19 protein-coding genes are annotated in these 20,792 nt (G+C 62.4%); 11 read left to right on the plus strand and 8 right to left on the minus strand.

What is annotated here, in order from left to right; translation table 11 throughout:
- Window positions 1–139: 139 nt before the first annotated feature.
- Both L1071_RS11635 and L1071_RS11640 read right to left on the minus strand, forming a co-directional pair.
- Window positions 140–946 carry a sulfite exporter TauE/SafE family protein gene (locus L1071_RS11635; RefSeq protein WP_246975042.1) on the minus strand — a complete coding sequence of 269 codons (807 nt, stop codon included), beginning with the start codon at window positions 944–946 and terminating at the stop codon, window positions 140–142.
- 205 nt (window positions 947–1,151) lie between these two features.
- A complete protein-coding gene (locus L1071_RS11640) occupies window positions 1,152–1,637 on the minus strand; it encodes a DUF192 domain-containing protein (RefSeq protein WP_246975045.1) in 486 nt (161 codons plus the stop codon).
- A gap of 242 nt (window positions 1,638–1,879) precedes the next feature.
- Between L1071_RS11640 and L1071_RS11645 the strand changes: the two genes are divergently transcribed.
- A complete protein-coding gene (locus L1071_RS11645; RefSeq protein ID WP_246975049.1) occupies window positions 1,880–2,740 on the plus strand; it encodes a DMT family transporter in 861 nt (286 codons plus the stop codon).
- 6 nt (window positions 2,741–2,746) lie between these two features.
- On the opposite strand, the gene modC is transcribed toward L1071_RS11645, so the two are convergent.
- The 4 genes from modC to L1071_RS11665 all read right to left on the minus strand — a co-directional run bounded on the left by modC (window position 2,747) and on the right by L1071_RS11665 (window position 7,457).
- A complete protein-coding gene (modC, locus tag L1071_RS11650) occupies window positions 2,747–3,841 on the minus strand; it encodes a molybdenum ABC transporter ATP-binding protein (RefSeq protein WP_246975052.1) in 1,095 nt (364 codons plus the stop codon).
- A complete protein-coding gene (modB, locus tag L1071_RS11655) occupies window positions 3,834–4,529 on the minus strand; it encodes a molybdate ABC transporter permease subunit (protein ID WP_246975054.1) in 696 nt (231 codons plus the stop codon). Before modB ends, modC begins: the two co-directional genes overlap by 8 nt.
- Window positions 4,529–5,326, minus strand: coding sequence for a molybdate ABC transporter substrate-binding protein (gene modA / locus L1071_RS11660; protein WP_246975056.1), 798 nt, complete (start codon window positions 5,324–5,326; stop codon window positions 4,529–4,531). Before modA ends, modB begins: the two co-directional genes overlap by 1 nt.
- Window positions 5,327–5,477: 151 nt before the next feature.
- Window positions 5,478–7,457 (minus strand): ligand-gated channel protein, encoded by a 1,980-nt coding sequence (locus L1071_RS11665; protein ID WP_246975058.1) that lies wholly within the window; start codon window positions 7,455–7,457, stop codon window positions 5,478–5,480.
- 199 nt (window positions 7,458–7,656) lie between these two features.
- Between L1071_RS11665 and L1071_RS11670 the strand changes: the two genes are divergently transcribed.
- The 5 genes from L1071_RS11670 to L1071_RS11690 all read left to right on the plus strand — a co-directional run bounded on the left by L1071_RS11670 (window position 7,657) and on the right by L1071_RS11690 (window position 12,433).
- The gene (locus tag L1071_RS11670) at window positions 7,657–8,646 is read left to right on the plus strand and encodes a LysR family transcriptional regulator (RefSeq protein ID WP_246975060.1); all 990 of its coding nucleotides are present in this window, start codon (window positions 7,657–7,659) and stop codon (window positions 8,644–8,646) included.
- A 192-nt stretch (window positions 8,647–8,838) separates the two neighbouring features.
- The gene (locus L1071_RS11675; RefSeq protein ID WP_246975062.1) at window positions 8,839–9,057 is read left to right on the plus strand and encodes a DUF1656 domain-containing protein; all 219 of its coding nucleotides are present in this window, start codon (window positions 8,839–8,841) and stop codon (window positions 9,055–9,057) included.
- Window positions 9,058–9,927, plus strand: a complete 870-nt coding sequence (locus L1071_RS11680; RefSeq protein WP_246975064.1) for an efflux RND transporter periplasmic adaptor subunit — start codon at window positions 9,058–9,060, stop codon at window positions 9,925–9,927.
- 7 nt (window positions 9,928–9,934) lie between these two features.
- The gene (locus tag L1071_RS11685) at window positions 9,935–11,986 is read left to right on the plus strand and encodes an FUSC family protein (RefSeq protein ID WP_246975066.1); all 2,052 of its coding nucleotides are present in this window, start codon (window positions 9,935–9,937) and stop codon (window positions 11,984–11,986) included.
- A 27-nt stretch (window positions 11,987–12,013) separates the two neighbouring features.
- Window positions 12,014–12,433 carry a GNAT family acetyltransferase gene (locus L1071_RS11690; protein WP_246975067.1) on the plus strand — a complete coding sequence of 140 codons (420 nt, stop codon included), beginning with the start codon at window positions 12,014–12,016 and terminating at the stop codon, window positions 12,431–12,433.
- A 1-nt stretch (window position 12,434) separates the two neighbouring features.
- On the opposite strand, the gene L1071_RS11695 is transcribed toward L1071_RS11690, so the two are convergent.
- Entirely contained in the window at window positions 12,435–13,193 is a 759-nt protein-coding gene (locus tag L1071_RS11695) for an SDR family NAD(P)-dependent oxidoreductase (RefSeq protein ID WP_246975069.1), read from the minus strand.
- A 53-nt stretch (window positions 13,194–13,246) separates the two neighbouring features.
- Window positions 13,247–13,957: a glutathione S-transferase N-terminal domain-containing protein gene (locus L1071_RS11700; RefSeq protein ID WP_246899568.1), complete on the minus strand. Its 711-nt coding sequence runs from the start codon at window positions 13,955–13,957 to the stop codon at window positions 13,247–13,249.
- 385 nt (window positions 13,958–14,342) lie between these two features.
- On the opposite strand from L1071_RS11700, the gene L1071_RS11705 reads away from it, so the two are divergent.
- The 5 genes from L1071_RS11705 (at window position 14,343) to L1071_RS11725 (ending at window position 20,599) form a co-directional block, all read left to right on the plus strand.
- A complete protein-coding gene (locus tag L1071_RS11705) occupies window positions 14,343–16,037 on the plus strand; it encodes an L-lactate permease (protein WP_246975072.1) in 1,695 nt (564 codons plus the stop codon).
- Window positions 16,038–16,244: 207 nt separating this feature from the next.
- Window positions 16,245–17,744, plus strand: a complete 1,500-nt coding sequence (gene glcD / locus L1071_RS11710; RefSeq protein WP_246975074.1) for a glycolate oxidase subunit GlcD — start codon at window positions 16,245–16,247, stop codon at window positions 17,742–17,744.
- Window positions 17,745–17,770: 26 nt separating this feature from the next.
- Complete coding sequence (glcE, locus tag L1071_RS11715) at window positions 17,771–18,895, plus strand: glycolate oxidase subunit GlcE (RefSeq protein WP_246975076.1); 1,125 nt, start codon at window positions 17,771–17,773, stop codon at window positions 18,893–18,895.
- Window positions 18,896–18,897: 2 nt separating this feature from the next.
- Window positions 18,898–20,166 carry a glycolate oxidase subunit GlcF gene (glcF, locus tag L1071_RS11720; protein WP_246975078.1) on the plus strand — a complete coding sequence of 423 codons (1,269 nt, stop codon included), beginning with the start codon at window positions 18,898–18,900 and terminating at the stop codon, window positions 20,164–20,166.
- Between the two features lie 31 nt (window positions 20,167–20,197).
- Window positions 20,198–20,599 carry a GlcG/HbpS family heme-binding protein gene (locus L1071_RS11725; RefSeq protein WP_246899575.1) on the plus strand — a complete coding sequence of 134 codons (402 nt, stop codon included), beginning with the start codon at window positions 20,198–20,200 and terminating at the stop codon, window positions 20,597–20,599.
- Window positions 20,600–20,792: the final 193 nt, after the last annotated feature.

Below are 20,792 nucleotides of genomic sequence, written 5' to 3' on the forward strand. Positions count from 1 at the left end.
GGTTCCCTTGCCCTCAGCTTAGGCAATATGTGCCCAAGTCGATAGCCGGCGGGCATGATAACCGTCCGTTGCGTCGACCGGAACAGACGTTTTCCATATCCCGCTCATATTCGACTAACGTCTAACTCAATTCCGACGTCTATCCCGACAAGACGGTGAACAACATCTTCACCGACAACGCCATCAAGACAAACGCGAAGATGCGCTTGAGTGCGGACACGGGCAGACGATGGGCGAGCCGGGCGCCCAGTGGCGCAGTGAAGAAACTCACGCTCGACATCAAGATCACCGCCGGCCAGTAGACGAAGCCCAACGTTCCCACCGGCAACCCCGGCTCTCCCCAGCCGTTGATCAGGTAGCCGACCGCCCCCGCCAGCGCGATCGGCAGTCCTACCGCCGCAGAGGTGCCGATGGCACGCCGCATGGAGACGTTGCACCAGGTGAGAAACGGCACCGTCAACGAACCGCCCCCGATGGCGACCAGAGCGGAGATACCGCCGATGCCCAACCCCACGCCCGAGACGCCCCAGGTGCCTGGCAAGGTGCGCGCTGGCTGGGGCTTGAGATTGATCAGCATCTGTATCGAAACGAAGGCCATGAAACAGGCAAAGAAGATGGCCAACCCCGACGTCGGCACGTGGGACGCCAGGAATGTACCCAGAAACGTCCCCACTAGAATACCCGGCGTGATGGAACGCACTACCGACCACACCACCCCGCCGCGACGATGATGCGCGCGCAGGCTCGCCAGCGATGTGGGCACGATGGCGGCCAGCGACGTCCCCAGCGCCACGTGTACCAGGGTGTCATGCGGAAAGCCCTGCAAGGCGAACAGCGACGTCAGTAGCGGCACCATGATGCCACCACCGCCGACCCCCAGCAGACCCGCGAAGATACCCACTACACCGCCCAAGGCCAGATAAGCCAACCACCATATCGGATCCACGTACTCACTCCTTATCATAGAACATTCGGCGTCACGTCAGCGTTGACAAGCGGCCCGCTAGCCTAGGCTATGAACGAAAAGTCGGCGAGCGATGGCCAGACAAGGCAAAAATCAGCGAAAAGACGGAGTTTACGGGGTGTAAATGAGTACTTTGAGCTGATTTTTAACACCGTATGGCCGAGCACAGACAGTTTTCGTACAAAGCCTAGTGTGGCGATAGCAAGGGCGCGATCGGGATATAATCGCCCGCCTCAATGCCGTGTCGACGAAAGTAACCGGCATTGACTTCCAGCGCCGCGCGAAACGATGCCCCGGCCGCATAACTGGGGCACTCGGCGCTGGACTCGGCCTGGCACGGCTGCATGTGCCGGATGGCGCGCACCTCGCCATCCGCACCGAGAAAGGCGATATCCAGCGGAATACGCGTGCGGTACATCCAGAACGCCGCCTCAGGGGATTGCTGATTGGCGTAGACGAATAGCATGCCGGCATCTGATGCGAGCGTATCGCGCTCCATCAATCCCCGAGCGCGCTCGTCGGCCTGCCTGGCCACCTCCACCGACAGCGTATCTCCCGCAATATCCAAAGTGGCGCGTTCGAGCGTCGAGCGCTCCTCTCCGAATGCCGACGCGAGTGTCAGCGCCAACATGCCCAACACCATCATGCTCGACACGTACAATGTCCGTTTCATGCGCTATCCTTTTGCGTTCTATCAGCCAGTGCGAATAATGCCTAGGCACTATCTGAAAAGTCGACGAGCGAAGGTCAGACAAGGCAAAAATCAGCGAAAACGGACCGGGCTGGCGCACCAGTTTACGGGTGTAAATGAGCATTTTGATCGGACTCGCGCCCGAGCTGATTTTTAACGCAGTATGGCCGAGCGCAGGCAGTTTTCAGACAATGCCTAACGCCATTCGCCTACAAGGACACCCCGTGCCGCTTCGCGACCTCCTGATCGGCCTTATGGTCATCGTCATCTGGGCCTTCAACATCATCGTCATCAAGGTCGGCGTGGACGACATGCCGCCGCTGATGCTGATGACACTACGCTTCATGCTGGTCGCGGCATTGGTCGTGCCCTTCACTCGGGTGACACGGCCGCAACTGCCGTGGCTGCTGGTGCTCTCGGTCACCTTCGGGGGCCTGCATTTCCCGCTGCTGTTTCTGGGCCTGGGCCAAGCCGAGGCCGGTACCGGCGCCCTGCTTGTACAGATGGGCACACCCTTCGCCACTTTGCTCGCCGCCGTCTTTCTCAAGGAACGCCTCGACCTGCGCCGCCTGCTCGGCTTGCTGCTGGCCTTCGCCGGTGCCGTGGTACTCGCCGGCGGGCCAGCGCTGCCTAATGTAACGGCCACGTTGACGCTTTTGACCAGCGCCCTGGCCTGGGCGGTATCGACGTTGATCATCAAGCGTGCACCGGCCATCTCTCCGCTGACGCTGGCCGGGTGGATCGCACTGTTCGCGATTCCCCAGGTCGCCCTCGGCAGTTGGCTTTTCGAGACCCAGCACATACAAGCGCTTCGCCATGCCGGCTGGATCGGCTGGGGCGCGGTATTCTACACGGCGGTGATGTCGTCGATCATCGCCTACGGCTTGTGGTATGCGCTGCTACGCCGTCACCCGATCAACCGGGTCGTGCCGCTGACGTTGCTGATGCCGGTCATCGCCGTTTTCCTCGGCGTCTGGCTGCTCGGCGATGGCCTGGATAGTCACAAGTTGCTCGGTGGGGCGCTGGTCATCGCCGGGCTGGCGGTGATCAATCTACCGGGAAGGCGGCGGCACACCGCCTCCTGAAGGCCCTTACGTCACGATCACGTCATGGCGGGAGATCGTCACGCTACGCAGCCGCGCCTGCAACGCTTGGCCCGCATACAGTCCCATCTGACCGACGGCTTCACGGGTGAGACGCGCCCGCAGCGCCTGCCCACCGACATCCAGCATCACCTCGACGAAGGGACCGTGGGCTTCATCACCGATCTCCCGCAGCGTCGCCGGTAGGCAGGCTACATCCGGCAGCGGCGGCGTCTGCGTGGAGGCCACACCCACATCGCGCGCCCGAAGACGCAAGCGCACCGCATCGCCGACCGCGCCATCGAGACGCGCGACACTCAGCGTCTCGCCCTCGATCACGCCCGGCAGTGCCAGACGCGTCAGGCAAAGCGCCTCATCGTGCGCGACGATACGCGCCTCGAGCAACGAAGACGCCTCGAAGCGCCCGGTGCGTGGGCCCAGATCGAGGCGCGCAAACATCTCGTCCACCGGCCCGCTGGCCAGCACGCGTCCCTCTTCGATCAATGCCACGCGGTCGGCCAGTGCGCCAATTTCACGCGTATCGTGACTGACGAAGAGAATCGGTACGCCAGTATCGCGCGCCAGACGCCGGATATAACGCAAGAGCTCCTGCTTGCGCGCGCCGTCCAGCCCAGTGAGCGGCTCGTCCATCAACAGCATGCGCGGGCGCGACAACAACGCCCGGCCGATGGCCACGCGACGTGCCTCGCCTCCCGAGAGCCGCCCCGGCGTACGCGACAACAAATGACCGATCCCCAGAAGTTCGACCAGGTCATCGAAATCCGTACGCGCCGCGCGCGGCATGCCGTAGCGCAAATTGCCGCGCACCGAATAATGCGGAAACAGCCGTGCTTCCTGAAACACCACGCCCAACTGACGCCGGTGAGGCGGCACCCAGCGACGCCGCTGGGTATCCACCAGCCATGTATCGCCCAATCGAATGGTGCCTGCCTCCGGCGCCCCCAATCCGGCGATCAGCCGAATCAGGCTGCTCTTGCCGCTCCCCGAGCGCCCGAATAACGCCGTGACGCCTTCCGCCGGCACCGTGAGAGAGGTATCGAGGGTGAAATCGCCCAGCCGCTGAAAGACCTGCGCTTCAAGCATGACGGCCCTCCAGACGCCGACGCGCGCGCCGCGCCAACCATTCCGACGCCACCAGCGCGATCAACGCCACGACCACCGAAATCACACAAAGCCGCGCGGCGGCGGCCTCCTTTCCGGGCGTCTGCACCAGGCTGTAGAGCGCCAGCGGCAAGGTGCGCGTCTCACCGGGAATGTTGGCGGCAAAGGTAATCGTCGCACCAAACTCGGATAGCGAGCGTGCGAACGCCAGCACGCCACCGGTCAAGATGCCCGGCAATATCAACGGCAGGGTCACCGTGAGAAAGGTCTTCCAGCGGCTCGCACCCAGCGTGCGTGCGGCCTCCTCCAGCTTGCGATCGACCGACTCCAGCGACAGGCGCACAGCACGCACCAGCAATGGAAACGCCATCACCGCCCCAGCGAGTGCCGCCCCTTGCCAGGTGAAGGGCAGACTCACGCCCAGCGTTTCGTGCAGCCATTGGCCCAGCGAGCCCTGGCGCCCCAGCGATACCAGCAGCAGATACCCCACCACGACCGGCGGCAGCACCAACGGTAAATGCACGATGCCATCGACAAGGGCCTTGCCCGGGAAGTCGAAACGCGCCAGCACGTAGGCCATGCCTAGTCCCGGCAACAGGATCGCGGCCACCGCGACACCGGAAACACGCAGACTCAGGGTCAGCGCCTCCCATTCCAGCGGTGTCAGCATCAGCTATCCCCGTCGGTCAGCGTCGCAAAGCCGTAACGTTGGAAGATAGCGCTCGCTTCATCGCCTTCCAGCCACTTGGCTAACGCCGTGGCCTCCTCGCTGGGTGATGCCCCCACCAGAGCCACAGGATAGACGATCGGGTCATGAGAGGCGTCGGGAAAGGTGCCCAGCGTCTTGACCTTGTCGCTGGCTTGAGCATCACTGGCATAGACGATACCCAACGGCGTCTCGCCACGCTCGACCAGCGCCAAGGCACTGCGCACGTTGTCGGCGCGCGCCAACCGTGGCACGAGCGCCTGCCACTGACCCAGCGATGTCAGCGCCTGTTTGGCATAGATACCTGCGGGGACATGCTCTGGGTTGCCGAGTGCCAGGCGGCCTTCTCCCAATCGTTCGGCGATCGAGGCGGTCTCATCCAGCGTGAAACGGTCAACATCGCTGTCCCGGGGTGCAATCAATGCCAGACGATTGCCCAGCACATCATGGCGATGCGAGAGCGTGATTCCGTTCTGCGAGCCGAGCCAATCCATCCAGCGCTCGTTGGCCGAGAGATACACGGCCGCCGGCGCACCATTGGCGATCTGCCGGGCCAATGTCGACGACGCGGCATAGACCGGCACGATGTCGACATCGTGATCGCGCCCGTAGGCCTCGGCCAGCGCATCGACGGCATCGGTCAGCGAGGCCGCAGCAAAAACCTTGACGCGCTCGGCGGCCAGCGCCGAAAGACTCGCCATGCCCAGCGACAGTGCCAAGGCATGGACGATAAAAATACGCACCAGCGAACGACGTAACATACAACTCCGGGCCTAGCGGCTTCGATACCAATGACGAGTGAGTAAGCTTATCGAAAATAGCATGCACGATGGCAACAACCCAGACACCGCCCGAACGCAAAAGGGAGGCCCGAAGCCTCCCTGCACGATGATCGGTAATTTGTCTTATGCATCAGAACTCGACGCGGATACCGGCATTATAGCGACGACCATCCAGCACCTTTTCGTAAACGTCGTAGTTCACATCTTTGTCGAAGACATTGTCCACACCGCCAAACAGGGTCGCCGCATCGCTCAACCGGTAGGCTGCGCCCACGTCTACGAAAGTGTAGGAAGGAATCTCATCAGTCATACTCGTGCGACTCAATCCTTGGGTCGTGCGGCCACGATAATTGACGCGCGCCCACCCCGATAGCGGGCCACCCGGCTCCCAATCGAGCGTGGCATTGGCCATGTGCTCGGGCAGTCTGTTGAGCGGTTGCCCTTTGAAATCCCCGGTTTTTTGCTCGGAATCGGTATAGGTGTAATTGGCCGTCAGGGAATAATCCAGCCCCAATGGCAATGTCAATGTCGCCTCGACACCCTGCATGGTGACCTTATCGACGTTGAAGCGCTGGCTGATGAAGCGGTATTCCTCATTGTTGAAGGTACACGTCGCGTCACCCGCTTCCGTATCGCAGACACGTTGTTCGGTGATCTTGTCGTCGAACTCCGTATAGAACAGCGTCACCCCGGCTTGGGTGCCTTCTTGATCGTCCCATACCACGCCCAGCTCATGACTCAGACTTTCTTCGGGCTGGAGATCCGCATTGCCGAGAATCACCGCCGGCACCGCTGAATTGGGTCCGCCGGTGATCTGCCCCCAGCCAGGCGATGCCTGACGCAGATCCGGCGCACGATAACCGCTGGTGACGCCACCTTTGACAGTCCATTGTGGCGCCGCCTGCCAGACCCCATAAAGGCGTGGTGCCCAATGCGTCCCATAGTTTTCGTCTTTATTGAGCCGCGTGCCCCCCGTCAGCGAGAAATCCTGCGTCAGCGCCCATTCGTCCTCGACGAAGAGTGCCCATTGCCAGCGTGTCAGTTCATCCAGGTTACCCGCTTCGTTACCGCCATCCGTCAACGCCTGATCCTGGTATTGACCGCCAAGCGTCAAGATATGACGCCCCAGAGGCATCACGCTTTGCGTGTTGAAGACCGTATTTTCATATTCCATGTCGCGCGAGGGATTATCGACTTCTTCACGCTGCACATAGCTTTCCGTGGCGCCGAAACCCCAACGACCATTGTGCGTAACGGCATAATGACGACGGTCGTAATCCTGTTCCGAACGCTCGTTGGGACCGCCTCGCCCTTCTTCGGCAATCGACTCACCGGGATTGGAAGTACGCTTCTGATTGCTGTAACCCGCCTCGACGTCAATATCGTGCGCCGCCGATGGCGTCCAGCTCAGCTTAGCCGTACCGCTCGCTAACCGCCGCTCGTTAAAACCATCGACGATTTGATCCTCGTCACGGTGTGAATATTGACCGTGAACCTGAAGCCCCAGCGTGTTCTCTTTGAGCGGGCCGCCGACATAAAAGCGGCTACGGTTCGAATCGCCCGAGTCCGCGTCCTCCTGAACCGTGGTTTCGGCGGTAACGCTACCATGCCAGTCCTTAGCCACCTTGCGCGTGATGATATTGACCACGCCGCCCAGGGCATCGGACCCATACAAGGAAGACATGGGCCCCCGAATCACCTCGATTCGCTCGATGGCGGACAACGGTGGCAGCCAACCCTGCTCGATCCCCGGTCCATCGCTATTGGGGCGTGTCTCCCGAGACCCCTGACGCTTGCCGTCGACGAGAATCAAAGTGTACTTGCTGCCCATGCCCCGCATGCTGATGTCCTGCGAGGCGCCCCCGCCGGTGATCATGACGCCGGGCACATTCTGGAGCGCATCGGTGACATCCCAATAGCTCTTATTCTCAAGCTGCTCGCGCGAAATGACACTGATCGACGCCGGCGCGTCCTTTACCTGCTGGGCGTATCCCGCAGCAGTCACGACGACATTATCCAGTTGGGCATCGTCATCGGCGGCATAGGCCAGCGGCATGCCGAAAGTGGTAACGGCGAATGCCAGCGCCGACGTACGAATGTGATAAGACATAGTGCGTTGTTCTCCCTGATGAACCCCGCTCCGACACCGGCCGAAGCATTTGCATGATATTTTGATATTTAATACGAATTTTTATCATTTAGATTCTTTCATAGAGAGCACGCTAGGTCACGGTACGGGGCGTTTCGCAATCTGCAACGCAACGAGAGATCGTTACAAGCGTTAATGATTTTCAAAAGAGTCATGCAATATGCCAGAATGGATATCCACTCCACGCACCACGCTGACGATGGCCTATGGCATGCACGATCTCGATGAACTGACCGCATTCGCCTCGGTCATGGCGTCCGGCAGCCTGACCGCCAGCGCCCGTGAACTGGGACTCGCGAAGTCGACACTCAGTCGGCGCATCAGCCAGTTGGAGGAACGGCTAGGTCAGCCGCTGCTGCGACGCCAAGCCAACCGCCTGCTTCCCACCGAAGCCGGCACGCTGTTTCTCGCCTACAGTCAGCAGATACTCCACCTTGCCGAGCAAGGCCAGCAGGCGCTCGACGACTTGCGCGCGGATGTCAGCGGCGCGTTGACCGTCGAGGTGCATAACGCCTTTGCGCGGGGTTGGTTCAACCAGCAAATGGAGGATTTCGTGGCGCGTCATCCAGGCGTGCGCCTGAACCTGCATACCCGTCTGACGCCGCCCACGGGCCCCGAAGACGAGACCCTGTGCCTGTGGCTGGGCGATATTGCCGACTGTGGCCTGCGTCAGGAGACGCTTGGCTACATGCGGCGCGGGGTCTACGCGCATCCCGATTATTTCCGGCGCCATGGCATACCGCGTCACCCGCGCGAACTGACCGAACACGCCTGGGTCGACCTGCTCGGTACCAGCGAACAGGGCGTGACGTTGCATCACGCCCGCGAAGGGGAAACCCGGATCACATTACCGCCGTCACGCCTGCACGTGGATCAATACGTCTTGCATATCGATGCCATCGCGCGGGGACGCGGCCTGGGCCTGCTTCCCCATTGGATGGCCGAGAAACGCCTCCAACATCATCCCGGTAGCCTGACGCCCTGCCTTGCAGAATGGGCGCCCTCGTCGCTCCCCATCACCCTGCTCTACCCCTTCGGACGTTTGCCCCGCAAGAGCGTCGCGCTTCTCGAACAGATCCGCCAGACTGTGCCGGAGAGCTGGCGCCTGCATTCGCGTATCCCGCCCGAGCGCGTTTTAACGCTAGACTGACAACCTCAATACGGCATGCTGTACTCTTTTATAAAAGATCGGTTTATATAAAATACCGAATCATATAAAAGACGGGTTCATGTGAAAGTCGGTGCATGAGGAAGCCGGTTCATGCGAAATGCCGATAGGCAGGTGTCGCGCATTTCGATAGCGTGCTAACATATGCGCTTGCCTTGGCGAACGGGAGAGGGAATGGGTCTCAAGGAAATCACGGTCGGTGGCATCTATCTCAGCCCGCTGCTTATTTATGCCCTGTTAGGGTTCATCGGCGCACTCATCGTGCGTACTGTGTTGCACCGACTCGTCGGGCAAAATATCCCCTGGTTCGAAGCGTGGTTCGATGTCGCCTTGTTCGTCATCATTACCGCCGCCGTCGCCTTTGCCTTCTCGTCCACTGCTGGAATCGTTTAAATGCGCACACCACTACGCATGCTGGTCACTCTCGTCGTCGTGGCACTGGCCATCGCCGCCGGCGTCTGGCTCTGGCATTACTACCTGTATACGCCATGGACCCGCGACGGCCGCGTTCGCGCCGATGTCGTCACGATCGCCCCGGATGTCTCGGGCTGGGTGCGCCAGTTGCCGGTGGGCGATACGCAACATGTCGAGCAAGGCGATACTCTGTTCCAGATCGATCAGTCGCGTTACCAAACTGCCGTCAACAAGGCCCAGGCCGTGGTTGCGTTGAATCAGGCGCAGTTGGAGCTCAAGCGACACGAGGAGAACCGCCGCAACAACCTGAGCAACCAGGCCATCAGCAGCGAGGATCGCGAAGTCGCGCGGATCGATACCCGCGTGGCGAAAGCCAACCTCGACGAGGCCCAAGCCGATCTTGAAAGCGCCCAGCTCGACCTGAAGCGCACCGTGGTCGAGGCCCCCGCCGACGGGCATATCCTCAATCTGCGCCTCACCGAGGGCAACTACGTCTCGGCCGGCAATCCCGTGATGGCGCTGGTCACAGCGGACTCCTACTACGTGACCGGGTATTTCGAAGAAACCAAGATGTCGCGTATCGAAGAAGGCGACACCGCCAAGATCACGCTGATGAACGGCGATACCGAACTGCGTGGCCATGTCACGGGCGTCGGTCGCGGGATCGCCGATAGCAACACCTCGCCCAACGACCAGCTCTTGCCCCAGGTCGAGCCGACCTTCAATTGGGTCAGACTGGCCCAGCGGATTCCGGTGCGTATCACGCTCGACGAGGTCCCCGACGAGACACTGCTCAGTGCCGGCATGACCGCCACCATCCATATCGTCGATGAGACGGATACCGACTGAGTCGCCCATGTCGCCCTGGCTGGAAACCTACCTCACCCCCTCGAAGACGTCACTGCAGTTCGCCACCAAAACCACACTGGCGATGCTGTTGGCGCTTTACATCGCGCTATGGTGCGATCTCGACCGCCCCTATTGGGCATTGATCTCGGCGGCTTTCCTGCAGATCCGACCGATGAGCGGCATGGTCGTCGAGAAGGGCATCTGCCAGATCGGCGGCACACTCATCGGGGCGCTGGTCGGCATCGTGATCATGGCCTTCTTCGCTCAGGCACGCGTGCCCGCGCTGGTGGTGCTGACGCTGTGGATCATGTTCTGCGCCTACGGCAGTTCGCTGTTGCGCAATAACTTTTCCTACGGCTGCATCATGGGCGCCGTCACGGCGATGCTGATCGTGGTGATTTCCGCCAATCAGCCTCCTAGCGGTATCTTCGATATCGCCATCGCTCGGCTCTCCGAACTGGGGCTCGGCGCCCTCTGCGCCACCCTGGTCAGTGCCTTGCTATGGCCCACTCGCGTCAAGGATCACCTGGCCAGCCAAGCCGATGAGGTGATCAACCAGGCCTTCACCCACGCCGGGCAACGCCTCGATGCCGGGGATGGCCTGGACACCATGCAGCAATCGCTGACCGCCAGTCTCGAACCGCTGACGATGCTCGAAACCGACAGCCAGGCGGCACGCTACGAGGGCCCCGATGGCGCCGGCCGCATCCGTGCCACGCACGTACTCACCCGGCGCACGTTACGTTTTTTCGCCACGCTGGGCGCGCTTTATCAGTTGCTGCACGACCACCGCGAGCGCATCAGCGCTCCCTTGCACCAGTTGGCCAGCGAAATCGCCGATGGCTTTCGCAATGCCGAGCATGTGCAAGGCGTCCCGGCGGCACGTCGCCAATTACAGGAACTGCGCAAGCGAGCGCATGCCTACACCGACACCCAGCTCGACCCCTTGCAGCGCCGCGTGATCCTGGCCCTGCGCGAGGTGCTCGGCCACGCCATGATCATGCTCGATGCGCGTGAGGCCATCGCCCACCCCGGGCGCAAGCAACTCCGCGCCGGCTCGCTGTCCTGGCATCGCGATCACCTGGTAGCGCGGCTCAATGCCGGCCGTGCGGGGCTGGTCTTCTCGTGTCTGGCGATCTTCTGGTTGCAGACCCACTGGGGCAACGGCCAGGTGGCGATGCTGCTCGGCACGCTGTTCTCGGCGTTTTTCGCCACCCGCGACAACCCCGTGACGATCTGCATGATGTTCTTCAAAGGCATGCTGGCCGCATTACCCAGCGCCTTTCTGTTCGGCCATGTGCTGCTCTCGCAGGCCAACGGCTTTCCCATGCTCGCCATGCTATTTATCACGCCACTTTTCCTGGGAATGCTCGGGGCCTCCAATCCACGCCTGATGGGCTATTGCCTGGCCTTCACCATCTTCAACATTCTGCTGACCATGCCCGGCAATGGCATGGACTTTTCCTTCGACAGCTTCGCCAATCGCGCTATCGCCGTTATCGTCGGGCTCAGCGCCGTGGTGATGGGCTTCCGGCTATTCCCTGGCCTGGGCACACCCATTCGACGCCGGCGTTTGATCGGCGCCATCAGCCACGACTTGCGGCATATCGACCAGCAGCCCTTGCATGAAGCCGAAAGCCGCTTCAGCGGCCGTATGGCCGACCGCCTGCTGCAACTCGCCCGGCACGACGACATGCTGCCCGAAGATCATCGCCATCTGTTCATGATCGGCCTCAATGGCCTCGATTTGGGGCGCTCGTGTCTGCGCCTGCGCCACCGCCTGGATGACGCATCAGCACCGGTACATGACGCTATGCGACATCTTCTGTCCACGCTGGCCGACGGCTTCGAGGCCAGTGCCCATGGCCGCTCGCCCCAAGGAATAAACGAAGCTGGCCAAGCACTGGACGACGCCATCGCACGCCATGGCGGCATCGAGGAAGACACGCGCGAACTCATCGAAGGCTTGATCGAGCGACTTGTGCTGGTGCTGGAACATCAGGCCGAGGTCATGGCCAAGCGCCAAAAACCGGCCATTTCCACGGCCAAGACCGCCTGACAGCTAAAGCCATCCAAGAGAGTTAATATGCAGATCCGACCTTTCCAGCCCGGCGATGAAGAGAGCGTCATTGCGCTATGGGAACACTGCGAGTTGACGCGACCATGGAACGACCCGCGGCGTGACATCGCCCGCAAGCTCGCGGAAGACCCCAGCTTGTTCCTGGTCGGGATAGAAGCAGACACGGTGATCGCCAGCGCCATGGCGGGCTACGACGGTCATCGTGGCTGGGTACACTATCTGGCGGTCAGCCCCGACCGTCAGCGCTGCGGGCTTGGCCGCCAACTCCTCGCCGCCGTGGAGCGCGCCTTGCAGGCTCGGGGCTGCCCCAAGCTGATGCTGATGGTACGCAACGAGCATCCCGCACTGATCGACTACTACCGCCGCCAAGGGTACGACGATGGTGACTTCGTGACCCTTGGCAAGCGCTTGATCGCCGACGACTGACTCAGTCGCGGTCGACGGCGAAGGCGGACCACGCCTGGCGTGTCGGCATGACCTCGAGGCGATTGACGTTGACATGCGCCGGCAGCGAGACCGTGTAAAAGATCAATTCAGCGATATCCTCAGCCTCGAGCGGCGTGGTATCGCCATATAACTTGTCGGAGGCCGCCTGATCGCCACCGGTACGCACTAGCGTGAACTCGGTTTCAGCCATGCCCGGCGCGATATCGGTGACGCGCACGCCGGTACCCTGCAGGTCGCAACGCAGGTTGTAGGTGAACTGCTGCACGAAGGCCTTGCTCGCACCGTAGACGTGACTCCCCGGGTACGGCCACTGCCCGGCGACCGAGCCCAGATTGACGATGCTTGCACCGGCCCCGGTCTCGATCAGCGTGGGCAGCAGCGCATGCGTCACGTTGACTAACCCGGTGATATTGGTATCGATCATGGTATGCCAATCGGCCAGGTCCGCTTTCGGCGCTGGCTCCGGCGCCAGGGCCAACCCGGCATTGTTGATCAGCGCCTTGACCGCGCGAAAACCCTCCGGCAACGCCGCGACGACCTCCTTGACTGCCTCGGCATCCCGCACGTCGAGCACTGCAGTATGCACGGGCACCTTACCGCTCAGCTCCTTCTCGATATCCTCGAGGCGCTCCGCGCGCCGCCCAGTGAGAATCAACGACCAGCCGGCCTCAGCGAAACGCCGCGCCGCCGCGCGACCGAAGCCCGAGGTCGCGCCGGTAATCAATACGATATCGCTCATGCTTCGCTCCTTATCCACATATGCCTTGCCGCCGATGCGCGTTCACGGCGCCATCAGCCGGGATAGCCGCCTTCGATGTCGACGATACGCGTGGCATTGCGCCCTACGCCGCCGTGCAGGTCCAGCATGCGCTCGATCCAGGCATAGACCGGGTCGGCATTGGAAACGAGATCCGCCGTCGAGACGCAGTGCGCCCACATGAAGTGGCCGAAGACCATGTAGTCGGCGCCGCCGGGCGCTTCACCGTCGAGGAAATCGGCCTCTTCGAGGCGCCCACGCAGTGGCTCGAGGGCCGCATCGAGTGCCGAGAGCCCTTTGCTTGGCGCATGCATTTCCTCGAGGCTGCGACCCAGCGCCTTTTCGCGCGTTTCACGGAAGTACGCCTGATCGTCGGGATGCACGACATTGAACAAGTCCATGATGACGGTTTTCAGGATCCCCGGCGCCAGCGCTCGCTCGCTGTAGAACTTGAAGAAACGCGCCCGCGACTCGGCCGTGTCGTCGCCCAACAGCGGGTTTTGCGGATACACGCGATCCAGGTAGCGGAAGATCTCGTAGCTATCGGTGACCGTAGTCTCGCCGTCGACGAGCACCGGCACCTTGCCTTGTCCCGAAAACGCGATCGCGTCCTTCTGCGTGAAGTGCCACGGAATGAAATCGCATTCCAGGCCCTTGTGTGCCAACGCATAACGCACACGCCAGCAGTATGGCGAGAACCGTAGCCGCTCGTCACGCCCGCTCAAATCGTACATCTGCAACGTCATGCCACCGCTCCTTTTTGCTCATAGGCTTAGCGTGAGAATAGCTCACGCGCCGGACCTCCGACGCTACCACATGCCACGCAATCGCGCCTACGGCGCCCGCGTCCGGGCCGCGATGTCCTTGAAAAGGCTCGTCTATTAGTCGAACTCAAGGCGTACTAAACACCTCGTCAACACGCCACAAGGCTCCGACGAAGGTCACAAGCAAGGCTATAGAAATTTGATTTTGAAGGGTATTTCAAGATCATTAGCCTGCCAGCATTATTGGTCATACCAATTATCCAACAATTGGCCCCACGGTTTTTCACGTTTATCTTTCGCTCAATGACGGGCGGCATCTGCATGCCTCCGTCTGGCGCTGCACAACAACACCGTCAGGGGCACTTTCATGAATCAAACGCTGCTCTCACTACTCGCCTTCCTGCCATTGGTACTGGCCGGCGTACTACTGATTGGCTTCCGGGTTCAGGCCAAGGTCGCCATGCCCGTGGTTTTCGTGGTCACCGCACTGATCGCCTTGCTGGCCTGGGACATGACCTTCACCCGGGTACTGGCTTCGACGTTCCAGGGGCTGATTCTCACCGTGGGCCTTTTGTGGATCATCTTCGGCGCCATCATGCTGCTCAATACGCTGAAGCATTCCGGCGGCATCACCGCCATCCGCAACGGCTTTTCCAGCATCAGCCCCGACCGCCGCGTGCAAGCGCTGATCGTCGCCTGGCTGTTCGGTTGCTTCATCGAAGGGGCCTCGGGTTTCGGTACCCCGGCGGCGGTGGCGGCACCGCTGATGGTGGCGCTGGGCTTCCCCGCCCTGGGCGCCGTCACCGTGGGCATGATGATCCAGTCCACGCCGGTCTCCTTCGGCGCGGTCGGCACCCCTGTCGTGGTGGGCGTCACCGGCGGCCTCAACCGTAACGCCATCACCGAACAATTGACCGCCAGCGGCTCGAGCTGGGAAAGCTTCTTCCGTCTGATCGCCTCGGAAGTTGCCATCACCCACGCCATCGTGGGGGTTCTGATGCCGCTGATCATGGTCATCGTGATGGTGCGCTTCTTCGGCGCCAATCGCTCCTGGAAGGAAGGTCTCTCGATCACGCCCTTCGCACTGTTCACCGGGGTCGCCTTCGTGGTGCCCTACGCCTTGGTGGGCGTCATCCTGGGCCCTGAATTCCCGTCGATGATCGGTGCTCTGGTGGGCTTAGCAATTGTCGTTCCTGCGGCCAAAAAAGGTTTCCTACTGCCCAAGGACACCTGGGACTTCCCGGACAGCTCGACATGGCCGGACGAGTGGCTGGGACGTCTAGACATCAAGATGGACCAGGTCGCCGGCAAGGCGCCAATGTCGGTCTTCATGGGTTGGATGCCGTATGTGCTGCTGGCCGTACTCCTAGTGATCTCGCGCACCGTGCCGTCGGTCACCTCGACGCTGCAATCGCTCAGCATGAGCTGGAACGACATCCTCGGTGAGAGCGGCGTCTCCGGCAGCCTCGAGCCGCTGTACCTGCCCGGCGGCATCATCCTGGTCGTAGTACTGCTCACCGTGCTGCTGCACCGCATGCGCGCCAGCGAGCTGGGCGCCGCCTTCAGCGAGTCGACCAAGACACTCTTGGGCGCCGGCTTCGTGCTGATCTTCACCGTGCCGATGGTGCGCATCCTGATTAATTCCGGCGTCAATCAGGCAGATCTGGTCTCGATGCCCGTGGCCATGGCACAACTCGTCGCCGATGGCGTGGGGCATGTCTACCCGTTCTTCGCTCCCGCCGTCGGTGCGCTGGGCGCGTTTATCGCCGGCTCCAACACGGTCTCCAACCTGATGCTCTCGGACTTCCAGTTCAACGTCGCCGAGGCCTTGGGGCTGTCCACCGCGATGATGGTAGCCCTGCAAGCCGTGGGCGCCGCAGCGGGCAACATGATCGCCATTCATAACGTCGTCGCCGCCTCCGCCACTGTGGGGCTGCTGGGCCGCGAAGGCACCACGCTACGCAAGACGATCCTGCCGACGCTTTACTACCTGATCTTCACCGGACTCATCGGTCTGATCGCGTTCTACGTGGTCGGGATAAGCGACCCGTTAATGGGTTAATCGCTTAGAGTATTGACCCACCTCCCGCGCCCCGGCTTCATCGCCGGGGCTCCTTTTATTGGTCTTACCAATTCCCCAGATTTTATCCTTTCGGCTAATAGGCACGATCATTCGCCATGCGCGAACATGGAAACACTTTCCATATTCGATGCAACTTCGAGGTGGATATCATCTTGATTCAATCCCTGCGCCGCCCGAGGAGGCCTCATGAACATCCTCTTTGACGAACGCCTCGACGGCGCGCTCCCCAGCGTCGACCGCGAGGCATTGATCGCCCACCTGCAGGCCACGCTTCCCCAGCTTACGCTGCTGCATCGCGAGGAGGATCTGCGTCCGTTCGAGTGCGATGGACTCTCCGCGTACCGCGTACTCCCCATGTTGGTGGCGCTTCCTGAAACGCTCGAGCAGATCGCCTCGCTACTCGAAACATGTCACGCCTGGGGCGTGCCGGTGGTGACGCGCGGCGCGGGCACCGGCCTCTCTGGAGGCGCCCTGCCCCTCGAAAAGGGCCTACTACTGGTGATGTCGCGCTTCAGTCGCATTCTCGAGGTCGATCCGGAAGCGCGTATCGCCCGCGTACAGCCTGGCGTGCGCAACCTGGCGATCTCCGAGGCGGCGGCGCCTTACGGGCTCTACTACGCGCCCGACCCGTCCTCGCAGATCGCCTGTTCGATCGGTGGCAACGTCGCCGAGAATGCCGGCGGCGTGCATTGCCTGAAATACGGCCTGACCGTTCACAACGTGCTCGCGGTGGACATTCTTACCCTCGAGGGCGAGCACATCACGTTGGGCAGCGAGGCGCTGGATACGCCGGGTTTCGATCTGCTGGCGCTGTTCACCGGCTCCGAGGGGATGCTCGGTGTGATCACCGAGATCACCGTCAAGCTGCTGCCCAAGCCCGAGGTCGCCAAGGTACTGATGGCCAGCTTCGATGACGTCGAGAAGGCCGGCAAGGCGGTAGGCGACATCATCGCTGCGGGAATCATTCCCGGTGGCCTGGAGATGATGGACAAACTCGCCATTCAAGCCGCCGAGGACTTCGTCAAGGCCGGCTACCCGGTCGACGCCAAAGCCATTCTGCTGTGCGAGCTGGACGGCGTCGAGGCCGATGTCCACACCGACTGCGAGACGGTGCGCGACGTCTTCGAAGCGGCCGGCGCCACCGATATCCGCCTCGCGCGAGACGACGCCGAACGCGCCACCTTCTGGGCCGGACGTAAGGCCGCCTTCCCTGCCGTGGGACGCATGGCGCCCGACTACTACTGCATGGACGGCACCATTCCGCGCCGCGAACTGCCGCACGTGCTGAAGAGCATCGCCGAGCTCTCGGCGACGCACGGCCTGCGCGTGGCCAACGTTTTCCATGCCGGCGACGGCAACATGCATCCGCTGATCCTGTTCGACGCCAACGCCCCGGGCGAGCTGGCGCTGGCCGAGGAAGTCGGCGGCAAAATCCTCGAGCTGTGCGTCGAGGTCGGCGGCAGCATCACCGGCGAGCACGGCGTGGGCCGCGAGAAGATCAACCAGATGTGCGCCCAGTTCAATCCCGACGAGATCACGGTCTTCCATGCCGTCAAGGCCGCCTTCGATCCACGCGGGCTGCTCAACCCCGGCAAGAATATCCCCACGCTGGCGCGCTGCGCCGAATTCGGCGCCATGCACGTTCACCAGGGGCAATTGCCACACCCCGAATTGCCGCGCTTCTAACGCTGCGTGAAGAAAGGGAAACCCGCATGACTCACTCTCAGGATCAACGCCCGGCCCCCGCGCCCGAGAGCCTGCCGGCCGCCGATCACGATGCCAGCGACGCCCTGCTCGAACGCGTGCGCGAAGCGGCGCGGGACAACACACCCTTGCGTCTGGTCGGCGGCAACAGCAAGGGCTTCTACGGTCGCCCCGTCAGCGGCGAGACGCTCTCGCTCGCCGCGCACACGGGAATCGTCCACTATGATCCGGTCGAACTGGTGGTCACGGTGCGCGCCGGTACTCGCCTGACCGCGCTACAACAGACGCTTGCCGAGGCAGGGCAGCAACTGGCCTTCGAACCGCCGCATTTCGCCGCTACCGCCACGGTGGGCGGCATGGTGGCCTGTGGCATCGCCGGCCCACGCCGCCCCTGGGCAGGCAGCGTACGCGATTTCGTCCTCGGCACGCGGCTCATCACCCACGACGCCAAGCGGCTGCGCTTCGGTGGTGAGGTCATGAAGAACGTCGCCGGCTACGATCTTTCACGGCTGATGGTCGGCGCTCAGGGCACGCTGGGGGTGATCGACGAGGTCTCGTTCAAGGTCCTGCCACGCCCCGCCGCCAGCGCCACGCTGCGTCTTGAGATGACCCGTGATGCGGCCATGGCGCGCCTCGCCGAGTGGGGCCGCGAGCCACTGCCCATCACTGGGGCCGCACACGATGGCGAGACTCTGCATATTCGTCTGGAAGGCGGCGCCGGCTCGGTAGCCACCACGCGAGAGCGACTCGGTGGCGAGCCGGACGATGCCGACTTCTGGCGACGACTGCGCGAACTCGAATTGGCCTTCTTTTCGCGCCACCACGACAGCCGCCCGCTATGGCGGCTGTCGCTGCCGCATCGCGCCCCCGCCGTACCGCTCGACGGCGACGAACTCATCGATTGGGCGGGCGCGCAGCGCTGGTGGCGCAGCGATACGCCGGCCGAGACGATACGCCAGCATGCCGCCCATGTCGGCGGGCACGCGACGCGTATCGACCTCGACCAACCCCACGGCATCGAGATGCCTTTCACGCCGCTCTCGCCGGTGCTGGCCAAGTACCACCGCCGACTCAAGGCCGAGCTCGACCCACACGGCATCTTCAACCCCGAGCGACTCTACGAGGGGCTATAGCCATGCAGACGAATTTCACCGACGAGGCCCTGCGCCAACCGCACATTCGCGAGGCCGACCGCGTCCTGCGCTCGTGCGTGCACTGCGGTTTCTGCAACGCCACCTGCCCGACCTACCAACTCTTGGGCGACGAACGCGATGGCCCGCGCGGACGCATCTATCTGATGAAGGAGCTACTCGAAAGCCGCGACGATGACGACCAGGTCACGCAAGAAACGCAGACACATCTCGACCGCTGCCTGAGTTGTCGCAATTGCGAAACCACCTGCCCCTCCGGCGTCGAATACCACAAGCTGCTGGATATCGGGCGCGCCGAGGTCGAGCGGCGCGTCGGGCGCTCCTACAAGGAACGCGCCTTGCGTTACGGCTTGCGCAAGGCACTGGTCGAGCCGCGTCGTTTTCAAGCGTTGCTCTCACTGGGGCAAACCTTTCGCCCGCTGGCGCCGGCGCCGCTCAAGGACAAGATCCCGCCCCACGCGGTCAACGTGGGAGCCGCCACGCCTGCGACCCATGCCCGCCACATGCTGGTCCTCGAGGGCTGCGTCCAGCCGGGGCTAGCGCCCAACACCAATGCCGCCGCGACCCGCGTTCTCGACCGTCTGGGGATCGCCCTGAGCTCAGCCCCGGAGGCCGGCTGTTGCGGCGCCATCGACTATCACCTCAATGCCCAGCAGGACGGTCGTGCACGCATGCGCGCCAATATCGACGCCTGGTGGCCACACGTCGAAGCAGGCACCGAGGCCATCGTCCAGACCGCCAGCGGCTGCGGCGCCTTCGTCAAGGAATACGGCGAGATGCTCGCCGACGACCCACGCTATGCCGAGAAGGCACGCCACATCAGCGCACTCACCAAGGACCTGGTGGAGATCCTGCGCGACGAAGACCTCGAGGCGCTGGCGCCGCGCCACGACAAGCGCCTCGCCTTCCATTGCCCGTGCACGCTGCAACACGCCCAGAAACTCGGCGGCGCCGTGGAAGGCGTCTTGACGCGTCTGGGATTCACGCTATCCCCGGTGCGCGATCCCCATCTATGCTGTGGGTCGGCCGGGACCTACTCCATCACCCAGCCGACCTTGGCGACACGCTTGCGCGACGACAAACTCGACGCGCTCGAAGCGGGTCATCCCGAGGAAATCGTCACCGCCAACATCGGTTGCCAGACCCATCTGGCGGGCGCGGGCCGTACCCCGGTTCGGCATTGGATCGAAATCGTCGATGAGGCCCTGACCCCGGCTACGAGCGACGCGCCTCGAGCTGCGAGCGTCCCGTAGCCCGTAGCCATGATCTACCAAGGAGACACAAATGAAGACTCACGCAGTACTTGAACTTAGCGACGTCAACCAGTTGCTCGACGCCGCCCAAAAAGAAGCTGATGCCAACGGTTGGGCAATCACCGTCGCCGTCGCCGATGCCGGTGGCCACCTGCTCGGCCTGCGTCGCCTCGATGGCGCGGCACCGTTCAGCGCCGACATCGCTACCGAGAAGGCACGCAATGCCGCCATCGGCCGTAAGGAGACCCAAGTCTTCGAGGACATGATCAACAACGGCCGTACCGCCTTCGTCAGCGCGCCGATGCAAGCCTTGCTCGCCGGTGGCGTGCCGCTGATCGTCGAGGGCAACGTCATCGCCAGCGTCGGCGTTTCCGGCGTCAAACCCGATCAAGACGTCCAGATCGCCAAGGCCGCCGTCGCCGCCTTGACCTGATCTTCGCTTGCCACGAGACACGCCGCTGGCGTGTCTCCCTTTTCTTCCCTTTCTCCTCTCCGTTTCCTCCTCTTTCCCCCTGCAAGATCGTGTTTTCGTTGCCATACTCGCTAGTCACATACTCACTAGCCACCATACGATAAGCCCGCGACGTGTCGTGTTCTATCGTGGGTGGGCGACAGTAGAAGGAACC

Origin of the sequence: Chromohalobacter sarecensis, from assembly GCF_023061135.1 — a bacterium.
GTDB lineage: Bacteria > Pseudomonadota > Gammaproteobacteria > Pseudomonadales > Halomonadaceae > Chromohalobacter > Chromohalobacter sarecensis.